Source organism: Castellaniella sp. UC4447_H14, from assembly GCF_052978285.1.
Map to the genome: position 1 here is coordinate 2,881,873 of NZ_CM129666.1, position 23,298 is coordinate 2,905,170.

A 23,298-nucleotide genomic window follows, 5' to 3' on the forward strand; every position below is an offset into this window, starting at 1 on the left:
CCCCATTTTAGTGCGGCCGCCCGAGACTGTCGTGCCGGCGCCCTGTGGTGCCCTAGATTCCATAGTCCTTGAGCCCGTTGAGATCCAGCACCTGGACGGCACCGTATTCCACTCTGAGGAGCTGCGCAGCTTCCAGCGTACGCAAGGCCTGGTTGGTGCGCTGGCGGGAGATGCGCGCGAGATAACCGATCTCTTCCTGGGTGATCTCCAGCCGCATGGAATTGCCGGGGTAGAGCAGGGGGTTGAAGAGTTCCGCCAGGCATCGGGCCACGCGGGCGTCGGGCGCCAGCAGCCGGTCGTATTCGGCCTTGCCGATGAACTGGGCCACCCGTTCGTTCAGTTGGTGCAACAGGTAGCGATTGAAGGGAATGCTGGCGTCCAGCAGCCAGTAGAAGGTATCTCCGCGCAACCGCGCGATGGTGCTGCGGCGAAGCGCGATGATGTCGTATTTGCGCGCCTCGTGCTTCAGCAGCGAACCCTCGCCGATCCAGCCCCCCGCCGGAACCCCTGTGAGCGAGGCCAGTTTGCCGTCGGCATTGCCCACGGACACCTTGATCAGCCCGTCGAGCACGCCGACCCAGGCGCTGGCCACCACGCCCTTGTGTTCGACGATGGTACCGGGCGCTACCTCGGCCACGGTCGTGTCCTGCAGGACGCGCGCTTGTTGGGCGTCCTCCAGCAGTTCGAACCAGGCGGCGTGGGCCCGCAAATCCTGAGTCAGGTTCATGGGGAATTACCCTAGATCACAGTCGAATGTCATATGTGCGACAGTCCGGGTGATGTGCAGCCGGTACCTTAGGTGCAAACAGCGCTCGTGCAGAAGCGCATTTCACGGTACCTGGCGCAATCATTTTCTGCGTCAGCCGAGGAGACATCATGGTACAGGAATCCGCGCTGCCAACAACTTTCCCGGCTCTGTTGCTGCATCACGCCCGCGTTCGAGGCCATCGGCCCGCGATCCGTGAAAAGGACCTGGGGATCTGGCAGACATTGACCTGGTCCGAGGTCGCGCACGAAGTGCGCCGAGTGGCGGCCGCCCTGGTGGATCTGGGGGTGGCGCCCGGCCATCATGTGGCAGTCGTCGGCGAGAACCGCCCGCGTCTTTACATGTCGATGATGGCGGCGCAGTGGGTGGGAGCCATTCCCGTGCCGCTCTACCAGGACGCCGTCGCGGACGAAATGGCGTACGTGCTGCAGGACGCGGAGGTCGGCGTGGTCGTGGTCGAAGACCAGGAACAGGTCGACAAGATGCTGGAAGTCTCGGGCCGCTGCCCGGCGCTGCGCCGCATTGTCTACGACGATCCCCGCGGTCTGCGCCACTATGCGGATGCACGCCTGCAGAGCTGGGACGCCCTGCTGGCGCAGGGAGATGCCCGCCTCCAGCAGGATCCCGGCGCGATCGATGAGCTGATGGCTGCGATTTCCCCGGACGACACGGCCGCCATGTTCTATACGTCGGGCACGACGGGCAAGCCCAAAGGCGTGGTGCTCAGTCACCGGGCGCTCATCGATCGCGCCCGTGTCATCGAACGCTTCGAGCGATTGACGGATCACGAGGACGTGCTGGCGTATCTTCCGCCCGCCTGGATCGGCCAGAACATGTTCTCCTACACCCAGTTCCTGACCACCGGTTTCACGGTCAACCATCCCGAGTCGCCCGAGACTGTCTCCATCGATCTGCGCGATATCGGGCCGACCTATTATTTCGCGCCGCCGCGCGTGCTCGAGGGCCTGCTCACGCACGTCATGATCCGCATGGAGGACGCGGGGCGCCTCAAGCGTTGGCTGTTCGATCGTGCCATGAAGCTCGCGCGCCGCGTGGGTTGCGACATCCTGGACGGCCACGGCAATGTCGGGGGCTGGGACCGATTCAAGTACGCGCTCGGGGACCTGCTGGTCTATGGACCTTTGCGGAACATCCTGGGCATGAGCCGCGTGCGGATTGCCTACACGGCGGGCGAAGCCATAGGCCCCGACCTGTTCCTGTTCTATCGGTCCATTGGCATCAATCTCAAGCAGTTGTACGGCTCCACCGAGACCTCCGTGTTCGTCTGCGTTCAGGCCGACGGCCAGGTACGCGACGACACCGTAGGGCCGCCCTGCGACGGCGTGGAAATCCGGGTGGTCGACAGTGGCGAGATCCAGCTCCGCAGCCCGGGCCTGTTTTCGGGGTACTACCTCAACCCGGCGGCCACTGCCGAGGCCTATACCGATGATGGTTGGTACCACACCGGCGATGCCGGTTATATGGATGCCGACGGCCAGCTCAAGATCATCGACCGCGCCAAGGACGTGGGCCACCTCGCGGACGGCAGCCTGTTCGCCCCCAAATACATCGAGAACAAACTCAAGTTCTTCCCTTTCATCAAGGAAGCCGTGGCCTTTGGAGCGGACCGCGATTACGTCTGCGTGTTCGTCAACATTGATCTGGAAGCCGTGGGCAACTGGGCCGAGCGCCGGGGGCTGCCTTATGCGGGTTATACCGATCTGGCCAGCAAACCCGAGGTCTATGTCCTGATCCGGGATTGCGTCGCGCAAGTCAATCACGACCTGGCGGGCGATCCCAAGCTGGCGGCATCCCAGGTCGTACGTTTCCTGATCCTCCCCAAGGAACTCGATCCGGACGATGGCGAGCTTACCCGTACGCGCAAGGTTCGTCGCGCGTTCATCGCACAGAAATACGCCGTACTGGTGGATGCCCTCTTCGCCGGCCGCGAATCCCAATTCATCGAGACCGAGGTCAAATTCGAGGATGGGCGCACCGGGCGGGTGTCGGCCGATCTGCACATCGAGCCGGTGACGGTGGTCTCGCCGGAATCCCTGAAGAAGGTGGCCTGAATGAGCGCCCTATCGGCCTCCGCCACTGGGGATGCCCGGACGCAACGCGTGGGCGACGTGGTCCTGGACCTGCAGAACATCTCGCTGACGTTCGGCGGAGTGAAGGCGCTCTCGGATATCTCCTTCGATGTGCGCGAGCACGAGATCCGCGCCATCATCGGGCCGAACGGTGCCGGCAAAAGTTCCATGCTCAATGTCATCAACGGGGTCTACACGCCGCAACAGGGCCGCATCCTGCTCGGCGACCAGCAGTTCAGCCGCATGAATCCGCGCCGGGCCGCCGAGATGGGAATCGCCCGCACCTTCCAGAATCTGGCTCTCTTCAAGGGCATGAGCGTGCTGGACAACATCATGACCGGGCGCAACCTGCGGATGAAAAGCGGCCTGTTGGCCCAGGCGCTGCGCCTGGGACCCGCCGAACGCGAGGAAATCGCCCACCGCGAGATCGTGGAGAACATCATCGACTTCCTGGAAATCCAGGCCTGGCGCAAGACGCCCGTGGGGCGGTTGCCGTATGGGCTGCAGAAGCGGGTGGATCTGGGGCGGGCGCTGGCCATGGAGCCCCGCATTTTGCTGCTGGACGAACCCATGGCGGGCATGAACATCGAGGAAAAACAGGACATGAGCCGCTACATCCTGGATGTGAACGATGAGTATGGCACCACCATCGTCCTCATCGAGCACGACATGGGCGTGGTGATGGACATCTCGGATCGGGTGGTGGTGCTGGACTATGGCCGCAAGATCGGTGACGGCGCGCCCGACGCGGTGCGCGGCAATCCCGAGGTCATCCGCGCCTACCTGGGCGCCAGCCACTAGGAACGGGCATGGGATTCTTTCTGGAGACGGTGATTGGCGGGTTGATGAGCGGCATGCTCTATGCGCTGGTGGCGCTGGGCTTCGTGCTCATCTTCAAGGCTTCGGGGGTGTTCAATTTCGCCCAGGGCGCCATGGTGCTGATCGCGGCGCTGGCGATGGCCCGGTTCTCGGAGTGGACCAACGCCTGGCTGGGCGGCGATTCGCTGTGGCTGGCCAACGTGATTGCCTTTGTGGTGAGCGCGGCGTTCATGTGGCTGATCGCGCTGCTGGTCGAGCGCCTGGTGCTGCGCCACCTGGTCAACCAGGAAGAAACCACCCTGCTCATGGCCACTATCGGCATCAGCTATTTCCTGGACGGTATCGGTCAGATCATGTTTGGCAGTTCGGTCTATTCGATCGACGTGGGCATGCCCAAGGATCCGGCGATCATCCTGGACACCGTTTTCGAGAACGGCGTGCTGGTCAGCCTGGAAGACCTGACGGCGGCGGTGGTGGCGGCGGTCCTGGTGGCGACCCTGGCCTTTTTCTTCCAGTACACGTCCGTGGGGCGGGCGCTGCGCGCGGTGGCCGACGATCACCAGGCCGCGCAGTCCGTGGGCATCCCGCTCAATCGCATCTGGGTGGTGGTCTGGACGGTAGCGGGCCTGGTGGCTCTGGTGACCGGCCTGGTCTGGGGCTCGAAATTCGGCGTGCAGTTTTCGCTGTCCACGGCGGCCTTGCGGGCGCTGCCGGTGGTGATCCTGGGGGGGCTGACTTCGGTGCCCGGCGCCATTGTCGGCGGCCTCATCATCGGCGTAGGCGAAAAGCTGTCTGAAGTCTATCTGGGCCCCTTCGTGGGCGGTGGCATCGAAATCTGGTTTGCCTATGTATTGTCCCTGGTGTTCCTGCTGTTCCGGCCCCAGGGCCTGTTCGGCGAAAAAATCATCGACCGGGTCTAGTGTCGGGTTGGGCGACATGAAGTCATCCAGCCGGCCACCAGCGCCCTGCAACACGGCGGATGGAGCGTCTGTTCATGCTTTATCGTGAAAACGGCCAGTTCAAGAGCAGCTACCGAGCGGATCAGCAGATCTTTCCGATCCGCCAGGACCGCTGGTTTGTGGGGGGGCTGCTGCTGGCGGCTTTTGTCGCGGTGCCGCTCCTGGCGTCGGAATATCTGCTTCAAGCGGTGCTCATTCCGTTCCTGATCCTGGCGCTGGCCGCCATCGGGCTGAATGTTCTGGTGGGGTATTGCGGTCAGATTTCCCTGGGTTCCGGAGCCTTCATGGCGGTGGGAGCATACGCGGCATGGAACTTCGGGGTGCGGATTCCGGGGCTGCCGCTGGTGGCGCAGATTCTGCTGGGCGGCATTTTCGCGACGATCGCGGGGGTGGTGTTCGGGATTCCCAGCCTGCGCATTCGCGGCCTCTATCTGGCGGTGGCCACGTTGGCGGCCCAGTTTTTCATGGATTGGGCCTTCCTGCGGATTCCGTATCTGACGGATTATTCGTCTTCCGGGAATGTCTCGGTGCCGCCGCTGGCCGCGTTCGGGCTGCCCGTTGAAACCCCGGCCCAGAAATATTTCTTCGTGCTGTGCTTCGTCCTGGTCATCGGGGTCCTGACGAAGAACCTGGTGCGGGGCGCCATCGGCCGGCAATGGATGGCCATCCGCGACATGGATGTGGCCGCCGCCGTGATCGGAATCCGGCCGGTATATGCCAAGCTCACCGCGTTTGCCGTCAGCTCCTTCATCATCGGCGTGGCGGGCGCCTTGTGGGCGTACATCCACCTGGGATCCTGGGAGCCGCTCGCCTTCGACCTGAACCGTTCGCTGCAGCTTCTGTTCATCATCATCATCGGGGGGCTGGGCTCGGTCATCGGCAGTTTCTTTGGCGCCGCCTTCATGGTGCTGGTGCCCATCCTGCTGACCAATGTGCCGCAACTGCTGGGATTGGAATTGCCGGTTGACCTGGCGTCCCACATCGACCACATGATCTTTGGTTTTTTGATCGTGTTCTTTCTGATCGCCGAACCGCATGGCCTTGCCCGGCTCTGGAGCATCGCCAAGGAAAAACTCCGGATCTGGCCATTTCCGCATTGATTTTTTAACGGTGCCGCAAGCACCAGGAGGAGCTACAGATGAAGCACGCACTGACTCGAACCGCAGCCGTCGTACTGGCCGTTGCCGGCCTGGTGGGCGCGGCAGGCGCCGCCCAGGCTGCCGAAGAGGACTTCATTCCATTGCTGGTGTACCGGACAGGATCTTTTGCGCCGCTGGGGATTCCCTGGGCCGATGGCAAGCTGGATTACCTCAAGCTGGTCAACGCACGTGATGGCGGTGTCAATGGCGTCAAGATCACGTACGAGGAATGCGAGACGGCCTATTCCACGGACAAGGGCGTGGAATGCTACGAGCGGCTGAAGGACAAAATGGGAGGCGCCACCGGCTTTGACACCCAGTCCACCGGCATCACGTTCGCGGTCACGGATCGCGCCATGGTCGATGGGCGTCCGGTGGTGACCGTGGGCTATGGGCTGTCGCAGTCCGCCGATGGCCGGGTATTCAAATGGAACTTCCCGCTGCTCGGGACCTACTGGACAGCCGCCGACGTGATGATCCAGGACATTGCCAAGCGTGTGGGCGGCGAGGACAAGCTGAAGGGCAAGAAGATTGCGCTCGTCTATCACGATTCGCCTTTCGGCAAGGAACCCATCCCGCTGTTGCAGGAGCGTGCCAAGGCCAATGGCTTCGACCTGCAGCTCTATCCGGTCGCGGCGCCCGGTGTGGAACAAAAGGCTACGTGGCTGCAGATACGCAAGAACCGTCCGGATTTCGTGCTGCTCTGGAGCGCCGGAATCATGACGCCCACGGCCATTCGCGAAGCTCAGGGCGTGGGCTATCCGCGCGACAAGATGTATGGCATCTGGTGGGCCAGTTCGGAGACCGACGTGCAAGACCTGGGGGCGGCGGCCAAGGGCTATCACGGCATCACCATCCAGAACAGCGCCGAGCATGGGCGCGTGCACGAAGACATGAAGAAATACGTCTACGACAAGGGGCAGGGGTCCGACAAGGACGGCAAGTCCTTCGGGTCGCTGGCCTATACGCGCGGCATGATGATTTCGATGTTGCAGGTCGAGGCCATCCGTACGGCGCAGGAAAAATACGGCAAGGGCAAGCACATGACTCCCGAACAGGTGCGCTGGGGATACGAACATCTGAACCTCGATGAGGCCCGTCTGGAGAAGCTGGGCTTTGCCAAGCTCATGCGGCCGGTCAAGACGTCCTGCGAGAATCACATGGGGACGGATTGGGCCCGCATCATCGAGTGGGACGGCAAGAAGTTCAAGGTGGTGTCGGACTGGTACCAGTCCAACCCCAAGTACGTGCAGCCGTTGGTGAAGTCGCTGGGCGACAAGTATGCCGCCGAGAAGAAGCTTTCCACGCGCGATTGCGCGGCCGAAGGCTGATCCGACCGGGGCCGGTGTGTCCGGCCCCGGTGCCCCGTCCGGCGGACCGGCATTCCCGGGGCCGGGCGAGCGGGGCACGACATTCACGGAGATGAAGTCATGAATGGCACTCAGGCCGCGGACGCCAATGTGTTGCTGAACGTCAATGGCATCGAGGTGATCTACAACCACGTGATCCTGGTGCTCAAGGGGGTGTCGCTCACGGTGCCCGAGGGCCGCATCGTGGCGCTGCTTGGAGCCAATGGCGCCGGCAAGACGACGACGTTGCGCGCCATCTCGAACCTGCTCAGGGGCGAGCGCGGCGAGGTCACGAAGGGCAGCATCGATTATCGCGGAGAGCGGATCGAGGCGTTGTCGCCTGCCGACCTCGTCCAGCGCGGCGTGGTCCAGGTCATGGAAGGCCGGCACTGCTTCGCGCACCTGAGCATCGAAGAAAATTTGCTGACGGGCGCCTACACGCGACGACTGTCGCGTACCGAACTGGATGCGGCGCTGGAGCGCGTCTACAAATATTTTCCGCGCCTGAAACAGCGTCGCGGGACCCAGGCGGGATATACGTCGGGCGGCGAGCAGCAGATGGCCGCCATCGGACGGGCGCTCATGGCCGATCCGCGCATGATTCTGCTGGATGAGCCGTCCATGGGGCTGGCGCCCCAGATCGTCGAGGAAATTTTCGAGATCGTCCGCGACCTGAATCAGCGCGAAGGCGTGAGCTTTCTGTTGGCCGAGCAGAACACCAATGTGGCGCTGCGCTATGCCGATTATGGCTACATCCTGGAAAACGGCCGGGTCATGATGGATGGCGCCGCGCGGAGCCTCGTGCAGAACGAGGACGTCAAGGAATTCTATCTGGGGGTGTCGGGAGCCGGGCGCACCAGTTTCCGGGACACCAAGTTCTATCGCCGCCGCAAGCGCTGGCTCGCTTGAACCCGGGAATGAAACACCATGCAGGCCTATTTCGATACACGCGAAACCCAGCCCGCTGATCAGCGGGAATCCGATCTGTTCCGGCGCTTGCCCGCGGCACTGGCGGCCGCCCGGGACAAGGCCCCGGCAATCGCCCGGCAGTTGGCGGAGGTCGACGTGGCGGGGCTGACCTCGCGCGAGGCCCTCGCGCAGGTCCCGGTGCTGCGCAAGGGCGAACTCCTCCAGAACCAGCATGCCGCGCGCATCGGCGCCTCGGATGGCTCCCCGGAATCCGAGCGGCAGCGCGTCTTCGGCGGTTTTTCCACCGTCGGGTGGGGGACTGCCCAGCGCGTGTTTGCTTCGCCCGGGCCGATCTACGAGCCCGAAAGCGCCCGCCCCGACTACTGGGGCTTCGCCCGGGCGCTGTATGCGGCAGGCGTGCGGCCCGGCATGCTGGTCCATAACTGCTTTTCCTACCACTTCACCCCAGCGGGATCGATGATGGAAACCGCCGCCCATGCGCTGGGGTGCACGGTGTTTCCGGGCGGGGTCGGGCAGACCGAGCAACAGGTCCGCGTCATGGCGGACCTGAGGCCCCAGTGCTATGCGGGAACGCCCAGTTTCCTGCGCATCATCCTGGAGCGCGCGGACGAGATCGGCGTGGCGCTGCCCGCGCTGACGCGGGCGCTGTTTTCGGGCGAAGCCTATCCGCCCTCGCTGCAGAGCTGGTTTCACGCCAGGGGCATCCAGGGATTCCAGGCGTACGGCAGCGCGGACCTCGGAATGGTGGCCTTTGAAACGGAAGGCCGTTGCGGCCTGGTGGTCAACGAGGACAAGATCCTGGAGATCGTGCGTCCGGGCACCAGCCAGCCCGTGCCCCCAGGCGAAGTCGGCGAGGTCGTGGTGACCACGCTGAATCCCGATTATCCGTTGCTGCGGTTCGGTACAGGAGATCTGTCGGCCGTGATGCCGGGCCAGTCGCCATGCGGCCGCACGAATCTGCGCATCCGCGGGTGGATGGGGCGGGCGGATCAGGCCACCAAGGTGCGCGGGATGTTCGTGCATCCGGAACAGATTGCCCGGGTGCTCACGCAGCATCCGGACATCCATCGCGCCCGCCTCGTCGTCTCGGGCGAGGCCGGCCACGACGTCATGACCTTGCGGGTCGAGGCGGAGCCTTCACTGGATACCTCTGCCGTGGCCGGCACCGTCCGGGACCAGACCAAACTGCGCGCCACGGTAGAGGCCGTGCCGCCGGGCAGCCTGCCCAATGATGGCAAGGTCATCGAGGACCTGCGGACGTACCAGTGAGGGGGCCCTTTCGGCCATCCCGCCTTGCCGGTCATGAGCTTATGGTCCCGGGGGATGCACATGGCCGGGCGCCCGGGCGTACTATTTTTGCTTGTGCATCGACATGTACTCGGGGAGACCTATCATGCGTGGACTCACAACGGCAGCCACCCTGGCGGTGGCGCTCGCGGCCGGCGTTCCGGCCGCTCGGGCCGACACCCTGGCCCTGGTCAAGCAGCAGGGCGCGGTACGCTGCGGCGTGACGACCGGCTTTGCCGGTTTCTCGGCGCCGGATGCCAAGGGCGAGTGGAAAGGCCTGGACGTGGATATGTGCCGGGCGGTGGCGGCGGCCGCGCTGGGGGACGCCTCCAAAGTGAAGATCGTGCCGCTGAGTGCGCAGCAGCGCTTTACCGCGCTGCAGTCGGGTGAAATCGATCTGCTGGCGCGCAACACCACCGTGACGGAGTCCCGCGACACGTCGCTGGGCGCCATCCATGCCGCCATCAATTTTTATGACGGCCAGGGATTTCTGGTGTCCAAGTCGCTGGGCATCACGTCGGCCAAGCAACTCAACGGCGCGACGGTCTGCATGCAGACCGGCACGTCGAACGAGCAGAACATGGCGGACTGGGCACGCGCCAATGGCGTGCAGTACAAACCGGTGGTCATCGAGCAGTTCAATGAGGTCGTGAACGCCTACGCGGCCGGTCGCTGCGATGTGTTCACGACGGATGCATCGGGCCTGGCTTCGATCCGCATTTCCAAGTTGACTCAGCCGGAAGACTACGTGATCCTGCCCGAGATCATTTCCAAGGAGCCGCTGGGACCGTTTGTACGACAGGGCGACGACGCCTGGCTCAACATCGTGAAGTGGTCCTTCCAGGCCATGATCAATGCCGACGAATTGGGCGTGACCACCGCCAATGTGGACGCCCAGTTGAAGAGTCCCAATCCGAATGTCCAACGGCTGCTGGGCGTGACGGGGAGCGCCGGCAAGAATCTGGGGCTGGATGAGCAATGGGCCTACCGCATTGTCAAACAGGTCGGCAACTACGGCGAATCCTTCGATCGCAACGTCGGCATGGGCAGTCCGCTGAAGATTCAACGCGGGCTCAATGCCCTATGGACCAAAGGTGGACTGATGTATCCGCTGCCGATCCACTGATGCCACGCCCGTTGCGGCCGTCCGGCCTCTGTCGGCCCCACCTGTCTGCCACGTCGGTGTTGCCGCACGGCGGACGAGACTTCAGCCCTGTTTTTTCAGGGCCAGCGCGCGTCCGGCCCGGCTCGAAGTGGCCCGGCCGGTCTGTTGCGAGATCCATTGGCCGATGTCCACCACGGCGTCGAGATCCACGCCCGTCTCCAGCCCCTGGCCCTTGAGCAGATACAGTACGTCTTCGGTGGCGACGTTGCCGGTGGCGCCCTTGGCGTACGGGCATCCGCCCAGGCCCGCGACCGAGCTATGGAAGATGCGCACCCCGCAGTCGAGGCTGGCCAGTATGTTGGCCAGCGCCTGCCCGTAGGTGTCGTGGAAGTGCCCGGAGACCTGGGTTTGCAGATCCGCAACCTGGCCCACGGCCTGCATCACGCGCTTGACGCGCGCCGCCGTCCCGACCCCAATGGTGTCAGCGACGTCGATTTCGTCGCAACCCAGCTTCAGGAACCGTTCGGCGACAGACACCACGGCAGAGACGGGCACTTCCCCCTGGTAGGGGCAGCCCAGCGAGCAACTGATACTGCCGCGCAGCCGCAACCCGGCCTGCTTGGCAGCGGCCGCGACGGGTTCGAAGCGCTCGATCGATTCGGCGATCGAACAGTTAATGTTGCGTTGGGAGAAAGCCTCGCTGGCGGCGCCGAAAATCACGACTTCGTCAACGCCTGCCGCCAACGCAGCTTCGAATCCCCGCAGGTTCGGGACCAACGCCGAATAGACAGTCCCCGGGCGGCGTTCGATGGCGGCCATGACCTCAGGGCCGTCGGCCATTTGAGGGACCCACTTCGGCGACACGAACGCAGCGGCTTCAATGTTGGCGAAGCCAGCCGATGACAGCCGGTCCACCAGTTCGACCTTGATGGCGGTTTCGACAAATTGTTTTTCATTCTGCAGGCCGTCGCGTGGCCCGACCTCGACGATTTTGACGCGCTCAGCCATGGGGAATCATGCCTAGAAATTGGAGAGACTGGGGAGACGACCCTGGAGCTTCCGGATAGCGTCCGGGCGTCTCGTTCATCATAACGCATGGGTCCGGCCAATACGTCCGGACGAACCGGCTCCCGACGATCCACGGCTGCAAGGCTCTGGTCAGCGCCGGCGCAGGTAGCGCCCGTCCGCCTGGCACACGATCTGGCCGGCCAGTTCCATCAGGGTCAGGTTGTTCAGCAGATCGGGGGTTGCCCAGCCAGTCCGGCTTTGCAGCGCATCCACTCCCTTCGGGTCGTGGCCCAGGGCATCGAGAAGCTTCTCGAAGGCCTCTGCCGGCAGGCCGTCCGGCGGCGTCATGGCCACCGCGGACGCGGGCGGCACGGCCGGCAGGGTGCCCTGTTGCAGTTCTTCGAGAATGTCCCGGCCCGATTCCACAAGCTTCGCCCCCTGGCGGATGAGGGCGTGGCAGCCGCGGGACAGCGGCGAATGGATGGATCCCGGGATGGCGAAGACCTCGCGTCCCAGATTGCCGGCCAGACGCGCGGTGATCAGCGAGCCGCTGCGCTCGGCCGCTTCGACCACCAGCACGCCGCGGGACAGAGCGGCGACCAGGCGGTTGCGGCGGGGAAAGTTCAATGGCAGCCCCTTGGTGCCGAGCGGAAACTCGGAGATCAGCAAACCGCCTGCCGCGATCTGGTGAGCCAGATCCCGGTTGGAGATCGGGTAGACGCGATCGATGCCGGTGCCCAGGACGGCGATGGTCCCACCGCCGCTTGGACCCGCCTGCAGCGCGCCTTGGTGGGCCGCTGCGTCGATGCCGCTGGCCAGGCCGCTGAGGATGCACCAGCCCTGCTCCGCCAGGTATTGCGCGAAGTCCTGGGCATTGTCGATGCCGCTGTGCGTGGCGCTGCGGGCCCCAACGATGGCGATGGCGGGGCGCCGCAGAAGGTCCAGGTTGCCATGCGCAAAAAGCACGGGGGGCGCGTCGCCCGCCAGGTCCAGCAGCGTTGCGGGGTAGGAGTCCCGGTCGGCCAGCGTCAGCAGGGCGTGCCCGGGGACCTGCAGCCAGTCCAGGGTGCGCTCGATGGCGGCCTGCTGGTCCTCGTCAGGCGGGCGGCTCAGGCGCGCGGCCAGTACGGGTGTCAGATACCGCGCGAGGCTGCCCGTAGAGGCGGCACAGATGTTTTGAGGCATGCCGAATGCCGACAGCAGGAGTTGCAAGTGCTCGGATTTCAGGCGGGGTTCCAGGTTCAGCCGGATCCAGGCGCGCTGTTCGGGGAAGTCAGGGGTCAGGGCCATGGCATTAGTGTGCCACGGGGCACAGTCGCCGGTCGGTGAAACGGGGCAATATCGGCACAAACTTGTTTTATCATAGAGCTTTAGGGTTCACTGAATTGGGCTTTCGCATGGCTTTGCTTCCCATTCTCAAATATCCGGACGCACGGCTTCATAAGATCGCCGCGCCGGTCGGTCAGGTAGACGATCGCATCCGCCAGCTCGTTCGCGACATGGCCGAGACCATGTATGCCGCCCCGGGGGTGGGGCTGGCCGCGACGCAGGTCGACGTGCATGAACGTGTCGTCGTCATCGACGTCTCCGAAGAGGCCAATGCGCTCCACGTATTGATCAACCCGGAAATCACCTGGAAGAGCGACGAGCAGCAGGTCTACGAAGAGGGTTGCCTGTCGGTCCCCGGCATCTACGACGAGGTCGAGCGGTCGGCGCGGATTCATGTGCGCGCCTTGAACGAACGCGGCGAATCGTATGAATTCGACGCCGACGGCCTGCTGGCCGTGTGTGTGCAGCACGAGCTGGACCACCTCGTGGGCAAGGTCTTCGTCGAGTATCTTTCGGTGCTCAAGCAGAACCGCATCCGCACGCGCCTGCGCAAGCAGCAGCGCGAGGCCCAGCGCGAACCGGCGGGCGTCTAGTGTCCCGTCTGGTTTTTGCCGGCACGCCCGAATTCGCGCGTGCCGCACTGCTTGCCCTTTCGGCGGCCGGGCACGAGATCCTGGCGGTATTCACCCAACCTGACCGCCCGTCCGGGCGCGGCATGAAGCAGGTCGCCTCGCCTGTGAAGGAAGCGGCCCTGGCGGCGGGCGTGCCGGTTTTCCAGCCCCGCAGCCTGCGGCTCGATGGCCGGTATGCCGATGATGCGGCGCAGGCCCGCCAGGTGCTTCTGGCGCTGGCCCCTGATGTGATGGTGGTGGCCGCCTATGGTCTCATTCTGCCGCAATGGGCGCTGGATCTGCCCCGCTACGGGTGCCTGAACATCCACGCCAGCCTGCTGCCGCGCTGGCGCGGCGCGGCCCCGATCCAGCGGGCCATCGAGGCGGGAGACGCGCGCAGCGGCGTCACGATCATGCAGATGGATGCGGGGCTGGACACCGGCGCGATGGTGGCCCGGGCAGAGTGCGAGATCGCCGCGAATGAAACAGGCGCGAGCCTGCACGACAGACTGGCGCGCCTGGGCGCCGAGACCATGGTCCAGGTCCTGGCCGAACTGGATGCCGGCAAGCCTTTGCCAGCCCGGCCGCAGCCCGAGGAGGGCGCCTGTTATGCGGCGAAGCTGCTGAAGTCGGAAGCCGTGCTGGACTTTTCGCAGCCCGCCGATGTGCTGGCCCGCAGAGTCCGGGCGTTCGATCCGTTCCCGGGCTCAACGCTCATGCTCGCGGGGCTGGACCAGCCGGTGAAGGTCTGGGCTGCGCAGTCGCTGCCAGCCCCCGTCGACGCCGGCCCAGCGCTGCCGGGCACCGTGCTGCGCGCGGCCCCCGGCGGCATTGACGTGGCGACGGCTGATGGCACACTGCGCCTGTTGGTCTTGCAGAAATCGGGTGGCAAGCGCCAGCCCGTGGATGTGTTTGTGCGCGGCTGGAAGCCGCCCGCCTGAATCGGCGCTAGCTGGCGGCTTTCTTGCGTGACGTCTCGATGCCGAGCTGCTTGAGCTTGCGGTACAGGTGCGTGCGCTCCAGACCTGTGCGTTCCGAGACCCGCGTCATGCTGTGGTTCTCGCGCTCCAGATGGTATTCGAAGTAGATGCGCTCGAAGGCGTCGCGCGCCTCGCGCAGCGGTTGATTCAGGGAGATGCTGCCCAGCCGGGAGCCGTCGGGCGCGGGGGCGGCGGGTGCCTGGGCCACGACGACGGGCTGGGCGGGGGTTCCCGCCAGCGCCGGCGGCTGAGTGAATACCGGGTCGACGACGATGGGACGTTCCGTCCGGCTGCGCATCGAGGCCGGGATGACGGGGCGTGCGAGACCCGCTGCGACTGACCGGAGCAGCTTCTGCAGGGTGATGGGCTTTTCCAGGAAATCGACAGCCCCGATGCGCGTGGCTTCCACAGCAGTGTCCACCGTGGCATGGCCGCTCATCATGATGACCGGCATGTTCAGCAGGCCCTGGCTGGACCATTCCTTGAGCAGCGTCACGCCGTCTATGTCGGGCATCCAGATATCGAGCAAGACCAGATCCGGGCGTTGCCGCAAGCGGTATTCGCGTGCCTGCGTGGCGTTCTCGGCCAGTTCAACCGTGTGGCCTTCGTCGTAGAGAATCTCGGACAGCAGTTCGCGGATGCCTATTTCGTCGTCGACCACGAGAATTCTGGCCATATCACCTCACACCTTGATGTTGTGCTTATTATCCTGTGCTTGCACGCCCTCGTCCAGCCGATCGGGCCGGTCCGCCAGGCGAGTGAACAGGATGGAGATGCGTGCGCCGTCGCCGGTGCGATTCGAAATGTCGACTTGGGCATCGTGCTCTTCCACGATTTTTTTCACGATAGCCAGGCCCAGGCCGGTGCCGGTCGCCTTGGTGGTGACGTAGGGTTCAAAGACGCGCGGCAGAACCTCGGCTGCGAAGCCGGGGCCGTTATCGGCCACGCTCAGACGCACGCTGGCGCGGTCCGGTTGGTCATCGGGGCGGATGAGCCGTGTCTGCACCTGGACGTGACTGCCGCCCGATGGGTGATGCTGGCAGGCGGCATCGCGTGCGTTGGCCAGCAGATTGTGGATCACCTGGCGCAGTTGTGCCGGGTCGCCCTCGATTCGCGGCAGGTCGGGGGCGAGCTGGGCGCTGAAGCGGGCGACCCCTGCCGCGGCCGGCGCGTCCGACTGGTCGTTCGGATCCCAGCCATACAGGCCGAGCAGTTCGGTCAGCAACGCGTTCAGGTCGATCGGCTGCATCTGGGCCGGCGGCGTGCGCGCGTATTCCCGGAAATCGTCGACCATGCGTTTGAGCGAGGCCACTTGGTTGACGATGGTGTCGGTGGAGCGGCGCAGCATCGCGGCATCGGCCGGCTGCAGTCGGTCCGTGAGCTTCATCGCCAGGCGCTCGGCCGAAAGCTGGATGGGGGTGAGCGGGTTCTTGATCTCGTGGGCCAGACGGCGCGCGACTTCGCCCCAGGCGACCGTGCGGTTGGCCGAGATGACCTCGCTGATGTCGTCGAACACCACCAGATGGCCTTCGGATTGGCCGTTGGTCATCAGGTGGGTGCCGCGCGCCAGCAGCGTGACGACGTGGAACTTGCGGTCGTTGTCGGTGAGTTGCTGCAGTTCGACCTCGAATTGCTGCTGCCAGTAGGGCCGGGTCGATTCCACGGCATCGTGCGCGGCGAACGCCTGTCGAATCATCTGGGCCAGCGGCAATGCCCCGTCCGCCGTCTCCAGCGGCCGGCCCTGGACGGTGCGCAGGTCGATGTGCAGGATGTTCTGGGCGCCGTGGTTGAAGAGCGTCAGGTGGAACGTTTTGTCGAAGACCAGCACGCCAGAGGACAGGTTGCTGAGCACCGATTCCAGATACAGGTTGCTCTGTTCGAGCTGGCGGCGGTGCCGATCGACGAGCTGGCGGGCTTCTTCGAGCTGGCGGGTCATGGCGTTGAAGGATCGCGTCAGCTGCCCCACCTCGTCGGGCGCGGCCGATTCGGGCAACGGGCGATAGTCGCCCACACCCACAGCCTGCGTGCCCGATGCCAACGTGAGCAGCGGCCGCACCAGCCGCCGCGAAACACCCAGGGCCACGACCACGGCGGCAAACACCGCCAGGATCAGGGCCAGCGTCAGCGTGATGCCATAGAGCTTGCGCAGGCCCAGGCGTGACAAGGCGAGCTCCTGGTAATCGCGGAAACCCTGTTGAACCTGATTGGCATTGCGCGCGATCCGTTCGGGAACAGCGCGGATGACCTGGAGCCATCGCGAGTCGCCGCTCATACCTGCGGCCCCGTTGCCCAGCCGGTCGGTCTGGGTGCCGATGGGGATCACGACGCGCAAGTGCAGGCCGTCGCTGGTGGGGCCGCCGCCCGCGGCCACGTCGGCCTCCGCCCGGGAATAGCTTTGCGCCACCCGCAATTGATTCATCACGCTGGTCGGCGGCAAGTCGGGCAGGAGCTTGCCGAAGTTCGATGAGGAAAATGCGATCAGCCGCCCGTTGCCCGTGAAGACCATGGCTTCGTCGACTTCATCAGTTTCCCGCAGCGGCGTGATGCGCAGGGCGATTTCCGCGTCGCTGGCGTTGCTCAGATGCAGCGCCATGCTGCGGGCGCGGTTGTTCAGGTCGGCCAGTTGGGCATCCAGGGCCGCGCGGCCCAGGTTCAGGCCGGCCTCCAGGGCACTGTCCACGCGCACGTTGAACCACGACTCGATCGAGCGCGACATGAACTGCACCGAGAGCACGTAGATAAGCACCCCGGGCAGGATGCCGATCAGCGTGAAGTACAGCGCAAAGCGCGCCGTCATGCGGGAGCCGAACTGGCGGCGGCGGATCTGGCGCAGCAGCCGCACGGTCAGGATGGTCACCCAGGAAATCAGTGCGACCGCGAGCACGCCGTTCAGGATCAGCAAGGTGTCGTATTGCTGGGCGTAGCGCGAGGCGTTGCCGGTGGACCAGACCAGCAGGCCGAGCAGCGCCATGGCGCTCACGGCGGCCACCAGGAGCGCCACGCGCAGCGCCCACCGGATCAGTCGCGGGGCGCTGCGGCGGAGATCGAGAAGGTGAAATCTTTCCATGGCGTGGTCAGGGACCAGGTGTTGCTGTTCAGGGCATCGACCTGGAAGGGACGGGCCAGGCGTGAGGTATCCAGTCGCAGCCGAAGCCGCCCGTGATACTGCGTATCCGGGTCGAAAAGATCGGCGGGCCCCACGGGCCAGCCGCGGATGTGGCGGACCAGGTCCAGCGCTTCATCCAGGGATGTGGCGGGCATGGACAGGTCACCCATGCCGATGCGCCATTGCTGCGTGAGCGCGTTGTACTGGATGCGCCAGGTCTGATCGGAGGAGACGATGGTTTCGTCGAACCACCACCATCGCGGCCGCACAATGTGCAGGTCCGCCGTGAAGTACAGCGGTACGCCTTTCTCGGCCGCATCCGCCAGTTCCGATCCCAGCGTGAATTCAATGTCCGCATCCAGCAGGAGCTGTCCGTCGCGCAACTGCGGCTCGATGCGGACGACCTGTGCCTGATCGGCATAGAGCGCGGGCGGCAGCAGGCACAGACAGCAGAGCGTGAAAACAAGCAAGGTACGTAGCATGCGTCGTGGCTGGAGTCCCGTTCAGAAAGGGTGGGATATAGCGGTATTGTTGACGACTCACCGGGTCTTGGCAATCAAGGCGTAGAAAAAACCGTCCCCTTCCTGGTCGTGACCCGGCAGAATGTGCCCCGGCGCAGCCCGGCGACCGGCGTCCGTGTGCCGGCGCATGAATGCCTGTATCTGTCGCTCGCCTTCCTGCGGGAAGATCGAACATGTCGAATAGAGCAGGTGGCCGCCTGGTGCGAGCGTGGTCCACAGGGCGTCGACGATGCCTGCCTGCAGCGCGGCCGTGCGGGCCAGGTCGTCGGGCCGCCGCAGCCAGCGGATATCGGGATGGCGCCGCACGACCCCCGAGGCGGTGCAGGGGACGTCCGCCAGAATGGCATCATAGGGCTGCCCATCCCACCAGTCGGCCGGATGCGCGGCATCCGCGCAGCGCAGTGTGACGTTTGCCGACTCCAATCGCAGCCGCTTCAGGTTGTCGGCCACGCGGGCGAGGCGCCGTGCGTCGCTGTCCAGCGCCGTCAGCCTCACGGAGTGGCGCTCCAGGAGATGGGCCGTCTTGCCGCCCGGGGCGGCGCACGCGTCCAGCACACGTTGGCCGTCGGCCAATGGCAGCAGATGTCCCGCCCGCTGGGCGGAGGGGTCCTGCACCGACCACCATCCCAGGTCGTAGCCCGGGATGTCGCGCACGGGCTGAGGGGATTCGAGGATCAGGCCTTCGGCGCCCACGGCGTGGCAGTCCAGCCCCGCCGCCCGCAGGTGCGACTGCAGGGCCTCGCGCGTGACCGCACGGCTGTTGGCGCGCAATGCCAGCGGGGGTGGCCGCTGGGCGGCCTGCAGGATGTCCTGCCAGTGATCGGGCCAGGCTTCCCGTATGGTGCTGATCCACCATTCAGGATGGTTCCAGCAGGCCTCAGGCTGTGCGATCACCTGTGCCGCCACGGCCGTGCGCTCGCGCGCATAACGGCGCAGCACGGCGTTCAGCAGCCCTTTCGCGGGTCGGCACCGGCGTTCGCCGGCGGCTGCTTCCACCAGCTGATGAACCAGCGTGTGCGGCGGATAGATTGGCGTGCCAGGCCCCGGCGCCCGGTCATCGGTTCGGGCGAGACTGGCCTCCATCAGGCACAGGCCCAGCAACAGCAGCGCGCGCACCAGCGGATCGCCCGGCTCGCGCGGGACCAGCGCCAGCATCGCGCCTCGGGCGTAGCCGAGATGGCGCATCGCATGAAAGGACAACGCCTGCACGGCCGGCCGCAAAGGAAGCGGCACCTGTCCCAGATGATCCGACAGCGACTGGCCGCTCAGGACGGCACGAACGGCTCCGGCGGCCGCCAGCAATTGGGCGGACAGAGGGGCGGAGGGATGCGGGAGCATGGGTGCGACGGTGTGTTCTTACGCTTCCGGCTCGTGCGGATCGATCTTGCGCGGCACGACCCGCGGCGGCATTTTGCCATCTTCCAGCGGCTTGGCCCGCTTGAAGACGGTGACCGGCAGGTCGCCGAAGACCCCTTTGCGAGTGGCAACACGCCAGGCGTGGCCGTAGGCGACTTCCAGGCTGAGATGGATGGTGCCGTCGGCGTGGCGGCGGCGCTCCAGCGACCGGGCCAGGCGTTCGCGCCAGGGCCGGCCCACCAAGCCCCGGTGGCGTTCGGTATGCGGGTTGCCGCCCAATGTATAGACGTCATGCAGGAGCCTGTCCACGGTCTTGTAGGTCAGGGTGATGATTTCCTGGTCCATGACGGGGTCTGCGAAGCCCACCTGGATCATCAGGTCGCCGAAGTCGTGCATGTCCACGAATTCCATGGAATGCGTCTCCAGATCGGCGTCGGCCAGCGCTTCGCGCAGCTCCTTGAAGGTTCCCGGTCCCAGGCTGGAATACATCGCCAGCGCGTCGTTGCGCAGTACGCGACGCCACTCCTGCAGGACGAGGTGTGGCTCGGGGTGCCAGTGCAAGGCGAGGTTGGACCAGACCAGATCCTGGCTTTGTTCTTCCAGACCCGTTTCGGCCAGGTCGGCTTGCATGAAGCGCGGGGCCGGCGTGGGTTTGTTGCGCAGCTTGTGCCAGAAGCCCGGTTTGGCGGCGTAGCGGTCGCGGGCGATCTCCAGCAGGCGACCGCAGGCGTCCAGGCCGGTGTAGTTCAGGTCGGGATAGCGTGCCCGCAGCGGGTCCAGGGCATGGGCCGCGCCGCAGCCGGCGTCCAGGATGTCTTTGGGATGGAAGCGGATGTAGGAGAGACGACCCAACATGCGCTGGGCGATTTCACCGAAGAGAAACTGGGGTGCATCCAGCGGCGCGCGCCGGGCGAATTGACGGGTGACGGCCTGGGGGTCGATGGGCAGTCGGGGAAGCTGTGACATAAGGAATCAAGGCCTGTGCCGCGGGCGCGGGATCCGTGCTGAGATGGGCGTCCGTGCGGCGTGTGAGGTGACATTATGCTGGATCTGAGGAGGTGGCGCGAATGGCGGTCCTGGATTCCGGCGGAATGTCCCGTCTGTGATCGGCGGGTCACAGGACAGGGCCTGTGCGGGGCCTGTCTCGCTGACCTGTTGCCGGTGGCGGGCGGCGGCCGTTGCCCGGTGTGCGCCCATCCGCTGAGGGCACTGGGATGTCCGGATTGTCTGGAGCGCGCCACGGCGTTTGATCGCGTGGTGGCCGCCTTCGACTATCGCGGAGCGGGCGAACGCCTGGTACGCGATTTCAAGCTGGCGGGCCGGTTGGCCCTCGCGGGGATGCTGGCTGACCGGCTGGCCGACGCGGTTCGACATTCGGCTTCGGACGGGTGGCCGGTGGACTGGGTAGCCCCCGTGCCTGCACGGCGCGACTCGCTTCGCCAGCGGGGTTTCAGCCCGCCGGCGGAGATCGCGCGCCTTCTGTCGCGGCGCTTGCGCCTGCCCTACCGGCTGGATCTTTTGTGCCGCACCCATGAAGGCCCCAAGCAAAGCACTTTGGGGCGTGCCGAGCGTCTGTTGGCACCCAGGGGCGCCTATGCCTGCGAGCGCATCCGGGGCGCGACAATCGATTTGTCCGGCAAGCACGTCGTCGTGGTCGATGATGTGCTCACCACGGGCTCCACGCTGCAGGAAATTGCGTCGGTTCTGAAGGCGGCCGGCGCGGCGCGTGTCAGCGGCTGGGTGCTGGCACGGACGGTGACTGTCGTGCCGGGGGTGGGCGGGTCCGCGCCGCCGCCATTGTCCTACGCCGGTTCCGCGGGCCCGGCAGCCGGATGGCGCTCAGGCTCTACAATGGGCCGCCCCGGCGCTGGCCGGGATCCGCCTGAAGAAACCCATGTTCCATATCGTTCTGGTTGAACCCGAGATTCCGCCCAATACCGGCAACATCATTCGCCTGTCGGCCAATACCGGCACCTCGCTGCATCTGGTGCGCCCGCTCGGTTTCCCGTTGGACGACGCCAAGATGCGCCGCGCGGGGCTGGACTACCACGAGTGGGTACACATGCAGGTGCATGACGACCTGACGCAGGCGCTGGCCGCCATTGGGGGCGATCCGACGCGCCGGTTTGCGCTGACCACGCGTGGCTCATCGCTGATCGGCAGCCATTCGTTCAGGCCGGGCGACGTATTCGTCTTCGGCCGGGAAACGGCCGGACTGTCGCAGGCCCAACTCGACACATTTCCGGTCGATCAGCGGATTCGCCTCCCCATGCAGCCGAAGCAGCGCAGCTTGAATTTGTCCAATGCCGTCGCCGTGACCGTGTTCGAGGCATGGCGGCAGGTGGGATATTCGGGCGGTATCTGACGGAGGGCTGCGTCTCCGGCCCTCATTCGGCGCGGGCTTCTCGCGAGAGGAGGGCGGCGACGGCCTGCCTGGGCGGCATGTTCTCGAAAAGCACGGCGCAGACGGCCGCAGTGATGGGCAGATCCAGCCCGCATTGATCCCCCAGTGCGAGAGCGGCCCGCGCGCAGCGCACGCCTTCGGCCGTCATCCCGCTGGCGAGGATGGTTTGCAGCGGTTGCCCCCGGGCGATCGCAAGGCCCACCTGGCGGTTGCGCGACAGGTCGCCGGTTGCCGTCAGCACCAGATCGCCCAACCCCGTCAGGCCGGTGAACGTGTCAGCCTGGCCGCCCAGTGCGACGCCCAGACGCTGGATCTCGGCCAGCCCCCGCGTGATCAGCGCGGCCCGTGCATTGTTCCCCAGCGACAGCCCATCGCTGATGCCGCATGCGATGGCCATCACGTTCTTCAGGGCGCCGCCGACTTCCACCCCCAGGACGTCGCGGGTCGTGTAGATCCTGGCCTGGGTCCCATGGTAGGCGGCCTGCGTCACCCGGCCCGTCCCGGCGCAATCCCCCGCGACAGTCAGCGCGACCGGCAGGCCCAGTGCCACCTCGTGAGCAAACGACGGCCCCGACAAGGCCCCCATGTGCAGCCAGCGCCGCCGGGGCAGGCACTGCATCGCGATTTCGTGGGGCCATTGCCGGGTCTCGGCGCTGATGCCTTTGCAGGTCCACAGGATGTGGAGATCGGGCGCCTGGCTGGGCAGCAAGGCCGCCAGTTTCCGGCATAGATCGGCCAGAGCCGCCATGGGCACGCCGAGCACCACCAATCGGCCCGCCTCGTGGGGGCCTTTCAGCACATGGTCCAGGCTGGCCGACAGGTCGCTGGTGGCCGACAGCGAGGCGGGCAGGGCGATGTCCGGGAGGTAGCGCGGATTGCGGTGGCTTTGCCGGATGGCTGCGGCCAGCGCAGGGTCGCGGGCCCAGATCAAGGTATCGGCGCGCCGGCAGGCGAGGGCCGCCAGCGCGGTGCCCCAGCTTCCGGCTCCGAGGACGGCCAGCCGTACCGGTGCCACGGTCGGCCTAGTTGCGGACGCCGGGCGGCAGGATCAGGCCCGAACCTTCTTCCGGGGGATTCTGGCCGGCCTGTTGCGCCTGACGCTGCTCGTACAGCGCCTGGAAATTCATTTCGCTCAGGTGCAGGGGCGGCAGGGACGTACGCGTGATCGCATCGGCGATGTTGGCGCGCAGGTAGGGGTACAGCATGGTCGGGCAGACAATGCCCAGCAGCGGATCGAGCTGCTCGGCCGGGATGTTGGTGGCTTCGAAAATGCCGGCCTGGCTGAGTTCGACCAAATAAAGGACCTTGTCTTCGATGCGCGTGGTTACCGTGGCTGTGACGACGGATTCAAAGACGCCTTCGGCCAGTTGCTGGCCGCTGACCTGGATGGAGACCTCCACGGTCGGGCCCTTCTGCTCCAGGAAAATGGCCGGTGCGTTGGGCAGTTCCACCGACAGGTCTTTTACATAAGCGCGCTGCAGGCCGAAGCTGGGAGCCTGGCCGTTCTCGTTCTGGGTTTCGTTTTCTTCAGACATGAAA

22 protein-coding genes are annotated in these 23,298 nt (G+C 65.5%); 12 read left to right on the forward strand and 10 right to left on the reverse strand.

The window, feature by feature from the left end:
* Positions 1-52: 52 nt before the first annotated feature.
* Positions 53-727, reverse strand: coding sequence for a Crp/Fnr family transcriptional regulator (locus ACVCMJ_RS13880; RefSeq protein WP_447081984.1), 675 nt, complete (start codon positions 725-727; stop codon positions 53-55).
* Positions 728-876: 149 nt separating this feature from the next.
* On the opposite strand from ACVCMJ_RS13880, the gene ACVCMJ_RS13885 reads away from it, so the two are divergent.
* From ACVCMJ_RS13885 to ACVCMJ_RS13920, 8 genes are all read left to right on the forward strand, one after another.
* On the forward strand, positions 877-2,838 hold the full coding sequence (locus ACVCMJ_RS13885) for an AMP-dependent synthetase/ligase (RefSeq protein ID WP_447081985.1): 1,962 nt from the start codon (positions 877-879) through the stop codon (positions 2,836-2,838).
* Positions 2,839-3,657 carry an ABC transporter ATP-binding protein gene (locus tag ACVCMJ_RS13890; protein ID WP_447081986.1) on the forward strand — a complete coding sequence of 273 codons (819 nt, stop codon included), beginning with the start codon at positions 2,839-2,841 and terminating at the stop codon, positions 3,655-3,657.
* Positions 3,658-3,665: 8 nt separating this feature from the next.
* The gene (locus ACVCMJ_RS13895; protein WP_447081987.1) at positions 3,666-4,595 is read left to right on the forward strand and encodes a branched-chain amino acid ABC transporter permease; all 930 of its coding nucleotides are present in this window, start codon (positions 3,666-3,668) and stop codon (positions 4,593-4,595) included.
* A gap of 74 nt (positions 4,596-4,669) precedes the next feature.
* Complete coding sequence (locus ACVCMJ_RS13900; protein ID WP_447081988.1) at positions 4,670-5,734, forward strand: branched-chain amino acid ABC transporter permease; 1,065 nt, start codon at positions 4,670-4,672, stop codon at positions 5,732-5,734.
* 38 nt (positions 5,735-5,772) lie between these two features.
* Positions 5,773-7,104, forward strand: a complete 1,332-nt coding sequence (locus ACVCMJ_RS13905; protein ID WP_447081989.1) for an ABC transporter substrate-binding protein — start codon at positions 5,773-5,775, stop codon at positions 7,102-7,104.
* Between the two features lie 99 nt (positions 7,105-7,203).
* Positions 7,204-8,031 (forward strand): ABC transporter ATP-binding protein, encoded by an 828-nt coding sequence (locus tag ACVCMJ_RS13910; protein WP_447081990.1) that lies wholly within the window; start codon positions 7,204-7,206, stop codon positions 8,029-8,031.
* Positions 8,032-8,049: 18 nt separating this feature from the next.
* Positions 8,050-9,321 carry a phenylacetate--CoA ligase family protein gene (locus ACVCMJ_RS13915; protein ID WP_447081991.1) on the forward strand — a complete coding sequence of 424 codons (1,272 nt, stop codon included), beginning with the start codon at positions 8,050-8,052 and terminating at the stop codon, positions 9,319-9,321.
* A 124-nt stretch (positions 9,322-9,445) separates the two neighbouring features.
* Complete coding sequence (locus ACVCMJ_RS13920; RefSeq protein ID WP_447081992.1) at positions 9,446-10,465, forward strand: amino acid ABC transporter substrate-binding protein; 1,020 nt, start codon at positions 9,446-9,448, stop codon at positions 10,463-10,465.
* A gap of 81 nt (positions 10,466-10,546) precedes the next feature.
* On the opposite strand, the gene ACVCMJ_RS13925 is transcribed toward ACVCMJ_RS13920, so the two are convergent.
* Both ACVCMJ_RS13925 and dprA read right to left on the reverse strand, forming a co-directional pair.
* The gene (locus ACVCMJ_RS13925) at positions 10,547-11,452 is read right to left on the reverse strand and encodes a hydroxymethylglutaryl-CoA lyase (protein WP_447081993.1); all 906 of its coding nucleotides are present in this window, start codon (positions 11,450-11,452) and stop codon (positions 10,547-10,549) included.
* 150 nt (positions 11,453-11,602) lie between these two features.
* Complete coding sequence (gene dprA, locus ACVCMJ_RS13930) at positions 11,603-12,742, reverse strand: DNA-processing protein DprA (RefSeq protein ID WP_447081994.1); 1,140 nt, start codon at positions 12,740-12,742, stop codon at positions 11,603-11,605.
* A gap of 107 nt (positions 12,743-12,849) precedes the next feature.
* Between dprA and def the strand changes: the two genes are divergently transcribed.
* Positions 12,850-13,374, forward strand: coding sequence for a peptide deformylase (def, locus tag ACVCMJ_RS13935; protein ID WP_447081995.1), 525 nt, complete (start codon positions 12,850-12,852; stop codon positions 13,372-13,374).
* The gene (fmt, locus tag ACVCMJ_RS13940; RefSeq protein WP_447081996.1) at positions 13,374-14,333 is read left to right on the forward strand and encodes a methionyl-tRNA formyltransferase; all 960 of its coding nucleotides are present in this window, start codon (positions 13,374-13,376) and stop codon (positions 14,331-14,333) included. Before def ends, fmt begins: the two co-directional genes overlap by 1 nt.
* A gap of 7 nt (positions 14,334-14,340) precedes the next feature.
* On the opposite strand, the gene ACVCMJ_RS13945 is transcribed toward fmt, so the two are convergent.
* From ACVCMJ_RS13945 to ACVCMJ_RS13965, 5 genes are read right to left on the reverse strand one after another with little or no spacing between them, the layout of a single operon-like run.
* The gene (locus tag ACVCMJ_RS13945; protein WP_447081997.1) at positions 14,341-15,048 is read right to left on the reverse strand and encodes a response regulator; all 708 of its coding nucleotides are present in this window, start codon (positions 15,046-15,048) and stop codon (positions 14,341-14,343) included.
* A gap of 6 nt (positions 15,049-15,054) precedes the next feature.
* Positions 15,055-17,391 carry an ATP-binding protein gene (locus ACVCMJ_RS13950; protein WP_447082601.1) on the reverse strand — a complete coding sequence of 779 codons (2,337 nt, stop codon included), beginning with the start codon at positions 17,389-17,391 and terminating at the stop codon, positions 15,055-15,057.
* Positions 17,391-17,960, reverse strand: coding sequence for a DUF4390 domain-containing protein (locus tag ACVCMJ_RS13955; protein ID WP_447081998.1), 570 nt, complete (start codon positions 17,958-17,960; stop codon positions 17,391-17,393). Before ACVCMJ_RS13955 ends, ACVCMJ_RS13950 begins: the two co-directional genes overlap by 1 nt.
* A 57-nt stretch (positions 17,961-18,017) precedes the next feature.
* Positions 18,018-19,337: a 16S rRNA (cytosine(967)-C(5))-methyltransferase RsmB gene (gene rsmB / locus ACVCMJ_RS13960; RefSeq protein ID WP_447081999.1), complete on the reverse strand. Its 1,320-nt coding sequence runs from the start codon at positions 19,335-19,337 to the stop codon at positions 18,018-18,020.
* An 18-nt stretch (positions 19,338-19,355) separates the two neighbouring features.
* Entirely contained in the window at positions 19,356-20,321 is a 966-nt protein-coding gene (locus ACVCMJ_RS13965; protein ID WP_447082000.1) for a methyltransferase domain-containing protein, read from the reverse strand.
* A gap of 75 nt (positions 20,322-20,396) precedes the next feature.
* Between ACVCMJ_RS13965 and ACVCMJ_RS13970 the strand changes: the two genes are divergently transcribed.
* The gene (locus ACVCMJ_RS13970; RefSeq protein ID WP_447082001.1) at positions 20,397-21,272 is read left to right on the forward strand and encodes a phosphoribosyltransferase family protein; all 876 of its coding nucleotides are present in this window, start codon (positions 20,397-20,399) and stop codon (positions 21,270-21,272) included.
* The gene (locus ACVCMJ_RS13975; protein ID WP_447082002.1) at positions 21,250-21,720 is read left to right on the forward strand and encodes a tRNA (cytidine(34)-2'-O)-methyltransferase; all 471 of its coding nucleotides are present in this window, start codon (positions 21,250-21,252) and stop codon (positions 21,718-21,720) included. The genes ACVCMJ_RS13970 and ACVCMJ_RS13975 overlap by 23 nt, the downstream gene beginning before the upstream one ends.
* Positions 21,721-21,742: 22 nt before the next feature.
* Here the strand turns inward: ACVCMJ_RS13975 and ACVCMJ_RS13980 are convergent, their stop codons facing one another.
* Both ACVCMJ_RS13980 and secB read right to left on the reverse strand, forming a co-directional pair.
* Positions 21,743-22,774 (reverse strand): NAD(P)H-dependent glycerol-3-phosphate dehydrogenase, encoded by a 1,032-nt coding sequence (locus ACVCMJ_RS13980; protein WP_447082003.1) that lies wholly within the window; start codon positions 22,772-22,774, stop codon positions 21,743-21,745.
* 7 nt (positions 22,775-22,781) lie between these two features.
* The gene (gene secB / locus ACVCMJ_RS13985; protein ID WP_447082004.1) at positions 22,782-23,294 is read right to left on the reverse strand and encodes a protein-export chaperone SecB; all 513 of its coding nucleotides are present in this window, start codon (positions 23,292-23,294) and stop codon (positions 22,782-22,784) included.
* Between the last annotated feature and the right edge of the window lie 4 nt (positions 23,295-23,298).